Annotated in this window: 12 protein-coding genes; 9 read left to right on the top strand and 3 right to left on the bottom strand. The window is 44.3% G+C overall.

The genetic code is table 11. The features are described from left to right. Positions 1-54 precede the first annotated feature (54 nt). Genes hemC through DK430_RS07895 form a run of 4 tightly spaced genes read left to right on the top strand, consistent with a single transcriptional unit; the run spans position 55 to position 4,455 of the window. Entirely contained in the window at positions 55-981 is a 927-nt protein-coding gene (gene hemC / locus DK430_RS07910) for a hydroxymethylbilane synthase (protein WP_109078541.1), read from the top strand. A 12-nt stretch (positions 982-993) separates the two neighbouring features. Further along, positions 994-1,740, top strand: coding sequence for a uroporphyrinogen-III synthase (locus DK430_RS07905; RefSeq protein ID WP_109078540.1), 747 nt, complete (start codon positions 994-996; stop codon positions 1,738-1,740). A gap of 30 nt (positions 1,741-1,770) precedes the next feature. After that, a complete protein-coding gene (locus DK430_RS07900; protein WP_109078539.1) occupies positions 1,771-3,165 on the top strand; it encodes a uroporphyrinogen-III C-methyltransferase in 1,395 nt (464 codons plus the stop codon). Between the two features lie 12 nt (positions 3,166-3,177). Beyond that, positions 3,178-4,455: a heme biosynthesis protein HemY gene (locus DK430_RS07895; protein WP_109078538.1), complete on the top strand. Its 1,278-nt coding sequence runs from the start codon at positions 3,178-3,180 to the stop codon at positions 4,453-4,455. Positions 4,456-4,496: 41 nt separating this feature from the next. On the opposite strand, the gene DK430_RS07890 is transcribed toward DK430_RS07895, so the two are convergent. Beyond that, entirely contained in the window at positions 4,497-5,234 is a 738-nt protein-coding gene (locus DK430_RS07890; protein ID WP_109078537.1) for a 7-cyano-7-deazaguanine/7-aminomethyl-7-deazaguanine transporter, read from the bottom strand. A gap of 264 nt (positions 5,235-5,498) precedes the next feature. On the opposite strand from DK430_RS07890, the gene DK430_RS07885 reads away from it, so the two are divergent. From DK430_RS07885 to DK430_RS07870, 4 genes are all read left to right on the top strand, one after another. Continuing rightward, positions 5,499-7,577 (top strand): TonB-dependent receptor domain-containing protein, encoded by a 2,079-nt coding sequence (locus tag DK430_RS07885; protein ID WP_109078536.1) that lies wholly within the window; start codon positions 5,499-5,501, stop codon positions 7,575-7,577. Positions 7,578-7,861: 284 nt separating this feature from the next. After that, a complete protein-coding gene (locus DK430_RS07880; protein ID WP_109078535.1) occupies positions 7,862-8,158 on the top strand; it encodes a hypothetical protein in 297 nt (98 codons plus the stop codon). Between the two features lie 155 nt (positions 8,159-8,313). Continuing rightward, the gene (locus DK430_RS07875; protein WP_109078647.1) at positions 8,314-8,925 is read left to right on the top strand and encodes a sigma-70 family RNA polymerase sigma factor; all 612 of its coding nucleotides are present in this window, start codon (positions 8,314-8,316) and stop codon (positions 8,923-8,925) included. Further along, the gene (locus tag DK430_RS07870) at positions 8,915-9,106 is read left to right on the top strand and encodes a zf-HC2 domain-containing protein (RefSeq protein WP_109078534.1); all 192 of its coding nucleotides are present in this window, start codon (positions 8,915-8,917) and stop codon (positions 9,104-9,106) included. Before DK430_RS07875 ends, DK430_RS07870 begins: the two co-directional genes overlap by 11 nt. A gap of 86 nt (positions 9,107-9,192) precedes the next feature. On the opposite strand, the gene greB is transcribed toward DK430_RS07870, so the two are convergent. Further along, positions 9,193-9,675, bottom strand: a complete 483-nt coding sequence (gene greB, locus DK430_RS07865; protein ID WP_109078533.1) for a transcription elongation factor GreB — start codon at positions 9,673-9,675, stop codon at positions 9,193-9,195. Positions 9,676-9,788: 113 nt separating this feature from the next. Between greB and DK430_RS07860 the strand changes: the two genes are divergently transcribed. Next, complete coding sequence (locus DK430_RS07860) at positions 9,789-12,104, top strand: Tex family protein (protein WP_109078532.1); 2,316 nt, start codon at positions 9,789-9,791, stop codon at positions 12,102-12,104. A gap of 164 nt (positions 12,105-12,268) precedes the next feature. On the opposite strand, the gene DK430_RS07855 is transcribed toward DK430_RS07860, so the two are convergent. Then, the coding region (locus DK430_RS07855) for an EF-Tu C-terminal domain-related protein (protein ID WP_479873616.1) at positions 12,269-12,511 on the bottom strand (243 nt) is incomplete at its 5' end.

The raw sequence follows: 12,511 nt of genomic DNA, 5'->3' as shown, positions 1-12,511 counted from the left end.
GCTAACAATGATAGGATAAGTGCTTATTATATCATTAAGAAATATTTTATTCTCATGACGCAAAAACGCTTAAAAATTGCTACCCGCCAAAGTCCGTTGGCATTATGGCAGGCAAATTATGTGAAAGACCGCTTGCAGCAGTTATATCCCGATTTAATCGTAGAATTGGTGCCAATGGTAACGAAAGGCGATGTGATTTTAGATTCGCCGTTGGCAAAAATCGGTGGCAAGGGTTTGTTCGTGAAAGAGTTGGAAAACGCCCTGCTGAATAAAGAAGCGGACATTGCCGTGCATTCCATGAAAGACGTACCGATGCAATTTCCCGTAGGGCTTGGCTTGGCGGTGATTTGTAAGCGGGAAGACCCGCGTGATGCATTCGTGTCAAATTCTTACCGCACTTTAGCGGAATTACCGCAAGGCGCGGTGGTGGGCACATCCAGCCTACGTCGTCAGTGCCAGTTGAAAGCCTTGCGTCCCGATTTGGGTATTCGTTCTTTGCGCGGCAACGTAGGCACGCGCTTAAGTAAATTAGATAACGGCGACTATGACGCTATTATTTTAGCTTCTGCCGGCTTAATTCGTTTAGGCTTGGCGGGGCGTATCGCCTCTTTTATTGACGTGGAACAGTCTCTGCCTGCCGCCGGACAAGGCGCAGTAGGCATTGAATGCCGCAGCGATGATGTTATCGTGCGTCGATTACTGGCACCTTTGGCGGATGCGGAAACTACCTCTTGCGTGCTGGCGGAACGTGCCATGAATAATCGCTTACAAGGCGGTTGCCAAGTGCCTATCGGCGGTTATGCGGTGTTGCGTGACGGTGAGTTATATTTGCGCGCTTTAGTGGGCAGCACAGACGGCTCGACGATAATTCGTGCGGAAGGTAAAAGTGCGGTGGAAAATGCCGACGTTTTAGGCGTGCAAATCGCCGAACAGCTTTTGGCACAAGGGGCGGATAACATCTTGCAGGACATTTACGCGTAAGGAAGAAATCGTATGGCAGTTTTGGTTACCCGCCCTGATGAGCGCGGTCAGCAACTGGTGGATATGTTGGCGAAAGCCGGCGTGGTTGCCATTCATTTGCCTTTATTTCGTATTGAAAGCGGTGCCGAACTCAATGAATTACCGAATAAACTGGCGCAATTGAAAAGCGACGATTATGTCTTTGCCGTGTCAAAAAGTGCGGTGGATTTCGCCTTTAAAACCTTAAGCGCGACCGGCTTTGTGTGGCGTGAAGATTTGCAATATTTTGCCGTGGGGCAAGGTACGGCGCAGTATTTTGCCGCCATGACGGAATTACCTGTGCATTACCCGACCGCGCAGGAAAATAGCGAAGGTTTATTGCAATTGAACGCCATGCAGGATTTATCCGGAAAAACCGTGCTGATTCTGCGCGGTAACGGCGGGCGCGAATTGTTCGCCGAGCAGGCGCAGCAACGTGGTGCCAACGTAGAAATCGTGGAATGCTACCGACGGGAACCGATCGTTTATAATAACGCCGAGCAAACCAGTATTTGCAAGCGTGCGGGTATTCAAACCATTGTGGCGACCAGTGCTGAAATCCTTACGCAATTAGTGGATTTTGTGCCGCAAAATGAACATAATTGGTTAAAAAGTTGTCAACTTATTACAGTAAGCGAACGCATTGCCCATTTGGCGCAAGCGTTAGGTTGGCAGAATGTGGTGATTTCTCCGCGTGCGGACAATCAATCCATATTACAAACGCTATTACAATGTCGTTAAATAACTCTTTCTTTTTTATAGGTATAAATTATGGCTAACAAGAAATCCAATCCTCCGAAAAACAACGCGGAAATTGAACATAAAATTGAAGTCAGCGAAGATCTTGATTTAGCGACACAAGATACCACGCCTAATGAACAGGTTGAAACCAATGCAGAGGATAAGATGGAAACTATCAAAAAAAATGAACAAAAAGTCACGCCATCGGAACAACAACCCATCGTGCACGAAACCGTTGTAGTGAAAAAAACCGGTTCCGCCTTAGGTTTACTAGCGTTGTTAATCGCGCTGGGTTTAGGCGGCGCGGGGTATTATTTCGGGCAATTACAGGTTGATGAAATACAGCAAAAACTGACCGCACTTGAAAGTCAATTACAACAAAAGGGTGCTTCAAATCGTGCCGATGTGCCTGATTTTCGTGCGGAAAAAGATCAACTGGCGAAATTGACCGAGTTCTCTCAAGTAGCGAGCGATCAAATCAGTGCGTTGAATCAGAATCTGTCCGCCAAAGAACAAAGCCTGTCGGCGTTGCAACAACAGGTGCAACGTTTATCTAATCAAGCCAAGGCGGATCAGCCGAACGATTGGTTGCTGACCGAAGCGGATTTCCTGTTAAACAATGCCTTGCGTAAATTAGTGTTGGATAACGACGTGGATACCAGCGTGTCCCTGCTGAAAGTCGCCGACGAAACCCTGTCAAAAGTTGCTATGCCGCAAGTGGCGCAGGTGCGCAGTGCCATTAATGCGGATTTAAAACAATTATTATCCCTAAATAACGTGGATCAAAACGCCATTATGCAGAGTCTGTCCCAGTTGGCGAATAATGTGGATGAGCTTACGGTACTGGATGTGAATTTTGATGAAGACCCGAGCAACGATAAATTGACGGATTCCTTGGACGATTGGAAGGAAAACGCCGAGAAAAGTGCGGTCAGTTTTTTAAATCATTTTATTCGCATTACACCGAAGAAAGCTGACAATAAAGCTTTGCTCGCGCCGAATCAGGACATTTATCTGCGCGAAAATATTCGCTTACGTTTACAAATTGCGATCTTAGCCGTGCCGCGTCAACAGGACGATTTATATAAACAATCGCTGGAAACCGTGGCGTCTTGGATTCGTACTTACTTCGACACCAACACCGAAACGGCGCAAAATTTCCTGAAAACCCTCGATGATTTAGCGGAGCAATCCATTTATGTGGATGTACCGACCCGATTAAGCAGTTTGAATGCGTTGGACAAGTTATTGGATAAACAACCGCAGGAAGTGCAAAAAATAACCCTTTCTGTGGATAAAGATTTAACCGATGCCGATGATAAACCGACAACCGAAAAACCTGCTGCCGAAACACCGGCGACCGATGCAGGTTCCGCACCGGTCGGTGAAACCCGCCAAGAAGCCAATCAGGCTGAACAGCAATAGGAGAAATAGATTATGTTCAGAGTGCTATTTTTGATGTTGTTGCTGTTAGCGGGCTTAATTGCCGGCCCGTATTTGTCGGGAAAACAAGGCTATGTGCGCATTGAAACGGCAAGCAATATTATTGAAATGTCCATTACCACGTTGGTGATTTTCTTTGTGATTGCGTTGGCGGTGGTGTATAGCATTGAAGTAGCGATTAGCCGCTTTTTCCGTTTGAGCAATAATACGTATAGTTGGTTCTCCCGTCGTAAACGGGCGAAAGCACAAAAACAAACGCTCGAAGGGTTAATGCGCATGGATGAAGGCGATTATTCCAAAGCGGAAAAACTGATCGGCAAAAATGCCAAACATTCCGACGAGCCGGTGCTGAATTTTATTAAAGCGGCTGAGGCCGCGCAACAACGGGGCGATGAATTCAGTGCCAACCGTTATTTAATTGAAGCAACCGAAATCGCCGGCTCTGACAGTCTGGTTCTGGAAATCGCCCGCACCCGCATTTTGTTGCAACAAAATAAACTGCCGGCAGCGCGCAGTTCCGTGGACAGCTTGTTGTTGATGGAAGGACGCAATAAGGAAGTGCTAAAGCTGGCGGTGGATATTTATTTGAAATCCAAAGCTTACCAAGCGCTAGATAATATTCTGGAACAAGTGGAAAAATCCGGTTTGTATTCGCCGCAAGAATTTGTGGAATTACAACATCGAGTGGAAGACGGTTTGCTGGATGAAAAAATGAACGAAGAGGGCGTTGACGGTTTATTGGATTGGTGGGACGAACAACCGCGTAAACGCCGTAACGACGCCTATGTCAAGCTGGCGCTCATTAGCCGTTTAATTGATGCCAATGATCATGAGTCCGCTTATGAATTGATGCTGGAATTGGTGAAAAAACTGGATGATGAAAATAGCCCACTAAATCAGGCGTTATTCAAGCAAATCAGTCGCTTGCAACCGGAAGATAACAGCAAGCTGATTAAATTTATCAGCAAATGGTTAAAAGGCGCGAATCCGTCGGTGCAATGCGGTGCCAATCGTGCGCTGGGTTATTTATATGTGCGTAACAATGATTTTGCAAAAGCCAATGAGGTGTTTAAAGCGTTAATTGCCAATAAAGACAAATTAGAGCCGGCGGACATTACCATGGCGTCTTATGTCTTTGAGCAAGTAGGGGACACCACGGCGGCAGCGCAATTACGCGAGGAAGGTCTGCAATCCATGATAGCAGCGCGCAAACCGCAGGCAGCGGAAAAAACACCTGAAAAAGAGACCGCACTTCTTGCGCAAAAAGAGTAATTTCTATCAATAAAAATGCCCTGAATCGTCAGGGCATTTTTTTATCCGTTCGCTTCTTCTATTTTTCCGTCAAATTCTGTTTGCATGGAAGCCGTCAGGCTTTCAATTTTGCGTAGAATCATATTTAACACGACGCCGTAAGCGGGTACGAAAAGCAATAAGCCGATGAATAACTTGAATAAATAATCCACAAAACCGATTTCCATCCAATGTTCCGCCATGAACGGATCGCTGCTGGCGTAAAAAGCGATAGCGAAAAATAAATAAGTGTCCGCCATGGAGCCGAACACCATAGAACTGGTCGGTGCAATCCACCAGGTTTTTAGTTGGCGTAAACGATTGAATACCAACACATCTAATAACTGTCCGAATACATAAGCACAGAAGCTTGCCACCGCAATGCGGAACACAAACAAATTGAATGCCGTTAATGCCTGCAAGCCCTGATATTGGCTGTCTGAAAACAGAGTGGAAACCACATAACTGATAATCAGCGCGGGAATCATCACCACAAAAATAATCCAACGGGCTTCTTTGGCGCCGAAAACCCGCACCGTTAAATCCGTTGCCAGGAAAATAAACGGAAAGGTCAGCGTGCCCCAAGTACTGTGAAACATGAAATCTTCCTGTGCGCCGAATAACGTAAGCGGCACATGCACTTCAAACGGAATTTGCACAAGGTAGTTGCTGGCGGTGATGATAAAAATGTGGAAAAAACTGAGCAAAACCAATGCCCGACGTTTTTGCTGATCGTTAAAGATCGAAAATGAATATGTCATTTGAATTACCTTTTTAGTTTAAATTGGGGTTAGGGAACCCAGTAAATCGCGATTTTGCAAAAAAATGCAGGGCGCAAATAATACTGCATCACAAAAATAATTCAACCGAATTAAATAACCTAAGGCTTGCCCCTATGAAAAAATGTTCTAAAAAATAAGTGAGTTTTTAGCAAATACAAAGCATTCTCATTTGAAAGTGTTGTTAATGTTTAGTTAAAATTGGCAGGCAGTATTTTATGTGTTTAATTCATTTTGGAGCATTTTATGCAAAAACAACCTATTTTTATGCTAAGTCTGCTTAGTGTCGCGTTATTTTCAAGTTATGGGTATGCGGAAGAGACAACAGAATCGCTTGCCCCCATTGTGGTTACCGCAGCAGGTACCGTTCAAGATTTAAAAGACGCGCCGGCAAGTATCAGCGTAGTGAATCAAGAATCCCTTAAACAACATCCCGTTACCCGTTTGGAAGAAGCCTTACAGGATATTCCGGGTGTTCATGTCAGTGGCAGTAATGTAAATAGATCGGATATTTCTATTCGTGGTTTACCTGCGGATTACACGTTAATTATGGTTGATGGTCGTCGTCAAAACACCCGTGAATCCCGACCAAATGGCAATGGCGGTTTTGAAGGTGCATTTATTCCACCGATTAATGCCATAGAACGTATTGAGGTTGTCCGTGGACCAATGTCTTCACTTTATGGCTCCGATGCTATGGGCGGTGTTGTTAATGTAATCACTAAAAACGTTACTAAAGAATGGACAGGTTCTGCATCTGTAGGATTTACTGCACATGATAAAAGCACTTTTGGCAATGGACATCATGGTAACTTTTTTGTTTCCGGTCCATTAGTGCAGGATAGATTAGGTCTGCAAGTTTACGGCGGAGCCGATTATCGTCCTGAGGATAGTATTATCGGCGGTTCCAACAGAAATAAAAATCGTAATTTAAATGCTAAACTTTCTTTCACGCCGACCGATAAACAAACCTTTATTCTTGAAGGCGGGCGTCATTTGCTGGAAAAAGATGAGACGCCGGGAAAATCTTTAGCATTGACCACAACACGCGGTGCGAGTGTTGCACAAAATCAACCGGGCTCCACCCGTGCAACAAGAAATCATTGGTCTTTTACTCACCAAGCCGATTGGAATTTTATGAGTTCTGAATTAAGTTTGTATCAAGAAAAAGCAAAACGTGAAGTGACCACTAATGGCGTAATGAACTCACGCATACCGGAAATTACAAATACAGTATTTGATGTGAAGTTTATGTTGCCTGTCGCTAATAATTTCTTTGTATTTGGTGGGCAATATCAACATGCAAAATTGGACGATGATTCTGTCTCCGGAGTAAACAGAGTCACCAGAACGGTAAATGGAAGAACTCAAACACGTTTAGTGCCGGTTTATCAAAATACAGAAAATAAAATTCATCAATATGCTTTCTTTTTGGAAGATGAAATTAACTTTTCCGATAAATTCCTGCTTACGCTGGGAACACGTTTAGATCATCACCAAAAATTTGGTACACACTGGAATCCTCGCGCCTATGCCGTTTACCATATCAACGATACTTTCAGTGTAAAAGGTGGGATTGCTAAAGCATTCCGTGCACCAAGTATTCGTGAATTAAGTGAAGGCTATGTCACTTCTACCGAGGCCGGTGCAGGTGTTATTTATGGTAATCCAAACTTAAAACCGGAAACTAGCGTCAATGAAGAGTTTAGCCTTGTTTATAATCACGAAAGCGGGGCTAATGCGACCATAACGGTATTTAATACGGATTTTAAAAATAAACTTACCAGCCATTACACCGGAAATACAGATCCAATTACAGGTGCCAAACTTTATGAATACAGCAATGTAGGTAAAGCAAATATTAAAGGAGTAGAGGTCAGCTCACATATTCCATTTAATGATCACTGGAATGTTGATTTATCTTATACATATCAACATTCAAAACGTAAATCGGATGAAGATATTTCTGCTTCAGGCGTGAGTTTGAGAGGCTTACCGCTAGACAATACACCGAAACATTTTGCCAGCGCTAAATTGAACTGGATTGTAAATGATAGTTTGAGTGCCTACACACGCGTAGCTTATAAAGGTAAGCAAATTTGGGCTAATCCGCGTAACGGTGACGCCAGAAATACTTACCGTAGCCGTGCGGGCTATACAACAGTAGATTTAGGCACGACTTATAAATTTAATCCAAATGTTTCATTAAACTTCGCTGTTTTGAATATTGGTAATGAAATTGGTGAGCGTGTTGATGCAAATGGCGGCAGTTGGACTGTGGAAGATGGACGTCGCTTTTGGACAAATCTGAATATCACATTCTAATGTTATAAAATAAGCAGAGTCCAATGTTAAAAGTGCGGTAGGAAAAACACTTAATTTTTTCACCGCACTTTTTTATATCATCTATTTATAAAATGCCTTTAAAAACAATTGGCTGCCCCTATCTTGTCTTCCCGTCAATAAAAAACGCCAAAAAATTCAAAATTCTTTGTAAGAAAATGATAGTCAACGCCGTCTAATGCCCATACGTGAAAATCGCAAGGTTTTCCGGTACAAAGCAAAGCACTTTCCTATAAACAAATCTCACAATCTAAAAGGAGTTTATGATGAAAAAAACAGCATTATTCGCCACATTTGCCGGCGTATTTGCCATGACAATGGCAACGCAAGCTTCAGCCGATATGAAAGATATGAAACCGATGGAGCAAAAAATGGAACAAGGTATGCAAGATGCTAAAGGTATGGCGCATACCATGAAAGATGACAAAGCCATGATGGAGAAAAAAATGGATAACACCATGCAAGATGGCAAAATGATGGAGAAGAAAAAAGATAAAATGATGAAAGATGGCAAGTCCATGGAACATAAAATGGACAAAGAAATGAAAGATCACAAAATGTGATCTATTAGGCATAACGATAACAATAAATCTCTCTTCTTGGACTTGTGATGAGCAAGTCCTTTTTTGCTATCATACACGATGATATTGTGAATGAATCATGAACCGCCACTTATACAGGTTTATCAAATAAATGGATTTCAATAATGTCTTCTACAATGCAATTTTCTTTTCAACATATTTCCCCTCAACAAATTGAGGACATCCGCCGGCAAATGCTGAAATTTGCTACGTTGCAGCTACGGGATGAAGATTTGGCGGAGGATGTGGTGCAGGAAACGTTGGTGAAAGCGTATCAACACGCGACCTCATTTAAAGGGGCTTCTGCGCTGAAAACTTGGTTTTTCGCGATTTTGAAAAATCAAATTATCGATTTGATTCATTATCGTAAACGCACGGTGAATGTGTCGGAAATTTATGACGATGAAGACGAAGCGGATGAGCCGAATGCCTTTTTTGATCGAAATGGTCATTGGGATCGTAGCCATTTCTCTCCGCAAGTCTGGCAGGAACCGGATAATCAGGTATATAAGCGGGAGTTTTGGATGATTTTTGAAGCCTGTCTGGATCATTTGCCGGCGCAACAGGCGCGTGTGTTTATGATGCGGGAATATTTGGAAATGAAAAGCGAGCAGATTTGCGCGGAATATGATTTGTCCGTTTCTAATCTGCACGTTTTGCTTTATCGCGCACGCTTACAATTACAAGCCTGCTTATCTAATAACTGGTTCGATGAAAAGAAAAAAGTGGGAAAAAATCATGAAGTGTAAACAGGTCACTAAGTTAATTTCCGATAGCCGGGAAACGCCGCTTTCCTTGTTGCAACATAGCCAAGTTTATATGCACTTGGCGATTTGCCCTTATTGCCGCGCATTCGCCAAAAATTGCGCGAAAATGCACGATATGATGCGTGAATTTACCGAGTATCAGGAAGATAAAAAAGCGTCGTAATCAAGACTTCCGAAGAAAAAGTGCGGTCAAAAATTTACATGTTTTTTTGACCGCACTTTTTGCCTCTAAAACAGGCGGTTTGAAAACTATTCGGCTTTTTCGTACCAAATTCGGTTTACATATAATTGAATTTTGCCGGAAGGCGTATCCACCGTAATTTCATCGTCTTCCTGCTTGCCGATTAAGGCGCGTGCCACGGGCGAATCAATGGAAATCCAGTTCTTCGCCGGATCAAATTCGTCACAGCCCACAATGCGATATTGCTTTATATCGCCATCTTCATTTTCCAGTTCTACCCATGCGCCGAAAAACACTTTGCCTTCCTGTTTCGGCGAATAGTCCACTATTTGTAATACTTCCAATCGCTTGGTGAGAAAACGTACGCGACGGTCAATTTCCCGTAGGCGTCGTTTGCCGTAAATATACTCCGCATTTTCACTGCGATCGCCCAATGCCGCCGCGTCAGACACCGCCTGCGTCACTTGCGGGCGCTCTTCTTTCCATAAAAATTTTAATTCCCGATCCAGCACATTCCAGCCTTGTCGGGTGATGTAATTTGACTTTGTCATAATAACGTCCTCAACTGCCGCAAAATTATACCGAAAAAGGAACAAACATTTGAGCCTCTTGTCCAAAAACAGTATTCTATGCCCGTTTTTTTCATCATTAAGAAGTACATATCATGTTAAATCAACAAATCAGCCGGCTTATCGCGCAGGAATTAAATGTACGCGATAACCAAATTCTCGCCGCCATTCAATTATTAGACGATGGCAATACCATTCCTTTTATCGCCCGTTATCGTAAGGAAGCCACCGGTGGGTTGGATGACACCCAATTACGTCATTTTGAAACCCGTTTGATTTATTTGCGCGAGCTGGAAGAACGCCGTCAAACCATTCTGAAATCCATTGAAGAACAAGGTAAATTAACGGACGACTTGCGCGACAAAATCCAAGCCACGCAAAGTAAAACCGAGTTGGAAGATCTCTATTTGCCGTTCAAACCCAAACGTCGCACCAAAGGGCAAATCGCTATTGAAGCAGGGCTTGAGCCGTTGGCGGATTTACTGTGGAATGAACCAAAAACCGATCCGGAAACGGCTGCCGCCGAGTTTGTGAATGCCGAAAAAGGCGTTGCCGATACGAAAGCCGCATTGGATAGCGCCCGTTATATTTTAATGGAACGTTTTGCCGAAGATGCCGGTTTGTTGGCGAAAGTGCGGGATTATTTGAGTAAAAATGCGCTGCTGGTTTCCAACGTGCTGGAAGGCAAAGAAACGGAAGGCGCGAAATTTCAGGATTATTTCGAGCATCAAGAATTGTTCAAAAATGTGCCTTCACATCGCGCATTGGCGATGTTCCGTGGGCGTAACGAAGGCATTTTACAATTAAGCTTGAATGCGGATCCTGACGCGGAAGAGGGCAGTCGCCAAAGTTATTGTGAAGAAATTATCCGTGATTACTTGGGCGTGCGTTTGAGCGGTCAGCCGGCGGATAAATGGCGTGAACAAGTCATCGCTTGGACGTGGAAAATCAAGGTCGCGCTGCATTTGGAAACCGAACTCATGGCAACGTTACGGGAAAAAGCGGAAGATGAAGCCATTGACGTTTTTGCCCGAAATCTGACCGCACTTTTAATGGCGGCACCGGCGGGCGCGAAAAACACCATGGGCTTGGATCCGGGCTTGCGCACCGGTGTGAAAGTTGCTGTGGTGGATAACACCGGGAAATTGTTGGCGACAGATACCATTTATCCACATACGGGCCAAATGGAACATGCCATGTTGTCCATTTTCCAATTAATTAAACAGCATAACGTGGAATTAATCGCTATTGGCAACGGTACGGCGTCCCGTGAGACGGAGCGTTTCGCTAAAGATGTGATTAAAGAAATCAAAGAGAACAAGCCGCAAACGGTGGTGGTCAGCGAAGCGGGGGCTTCCGTGTATTCTGCCTCCGAATTGGCGGCGCAGGAATTCCCGAATTTGGACGTGTCTTTGCGCGGCGCGGTGTCTATTGCCCGTCGCTTGCAGGATCCGTTGGCGGAATTGGTGAAAATCGAACCGAAAGCCATCGGTGTGGGGCAGTATCAGCATGATGTGAACCAGAGTCAATTGGCGCGCAAATTAGATGCGGTAGTGGAAGACTGCGTGAATGCAGTGGGTGTGGATTTGAATACCGCTTCTGTGCCTTTACTGGCGCGAGTGGCGGGGATGACCAAAACCATTGCGCAAAATATCGTTGCGTATCGCGATGAAAACGGACGTTTTGACAGTCGCGAACAGCTGAAAAAAGTACCACGTTTAGGTCCGAAAGCCTTTGAACAATGCGCCGGCTTTATGCGCATCGCTGCAGGAGACAATCCGCTAGATGCCTCCGGTGTGCACCCGGAAGCCTATCCGGTGGTGGAAAAAATCTTGCAGGCAACGGAGCAATCCATTCAGGATTTAATGGGCAACGCCGGTTTGGTGCGTCAGCTGGATGCAAAACAGTTCACTGATGAACAATTCGGTTTGCCGACGGTGCAGGATATTTTCAAAGAATTGGAAAAACCGGGACGTGACCCGCGCGGTGAATTCAAAACTGCGACCTTTGCCGAAGGGGTAGAAGAAATCACGGATTTAAAAGCCGGCATGATTTTGGAAGGCACGGTGACCAATGTAACTAATTTCGGTGCCTTTGTGGATATTGGCGTACACCAAGACGGATTGGTGCATATTTCTTCGCTAAGCGATAAATTTGTAGAAGACCCGCATCAAGTGGTGAAAACCAGCGATGTGGTGAAAGTCAAAGTGTTGGAAGTGGATGTGGCGCGTCGCCGTATTGCATTGACGATGCGTTTGGATGAAAGTGCGGTAAAAAATGACGGTAAATCCGACCGCACTTTATCGGCAAAACCGCGTTCCAATAATGCCCGCCAAGAACGTGGCAATCCACGGGCGAATCATGCCATGGGTAATGCCTTTGCCGATGCACTGAAGAATTGGAAGAAATAGCAGACTTTAGATTCGCCAAAAACAGTTGAAATAATGACCGCACTTTAGGGCGATAAAGTGCGGTATTTTTTAGCCTATTTTCGCTATCTTGTCATCACATAAATTTTAACTAAACAAAAAGGCGTATCCTTTGATACGCCTTTTTAGGTTGGTTGTCTTATCAATTATTTGATAATTTTAGCTACCACACCTGCACCTACTGTACGGCCACCTTCACGGATAGCAAAACGTAAACCTTGGTCCATCGCGATTGGGTGGATTAGGGATACGGTCATTTTGATGTTATCGCCGGGCATAACCATTTCCACGCCTTCAGGTAACTCGATAGTACCGGTTACGTCAGTCGTACGGAAATAGAATTGTGGACGGTAACCTTTGAAGAATGGAGTATGACGACCACCTTCTTC

The sequence above is a fragment of the Aggregatibacter kilianii genome (genome assembly GCF_003129965.1).
Classification (GTDB): Bacteria; Pseudomonadota; Gammaproteobacteria; order Enterobacterales; family Pasteurellaceae; genus Aggregatibacter; species Aggregatibacter kilianii_A.
The sequence above is the reverse complement of the archived record's forward strand: the minus strand, read 5'-3'. Positions and strand labels throughout refer to the sequence as shown.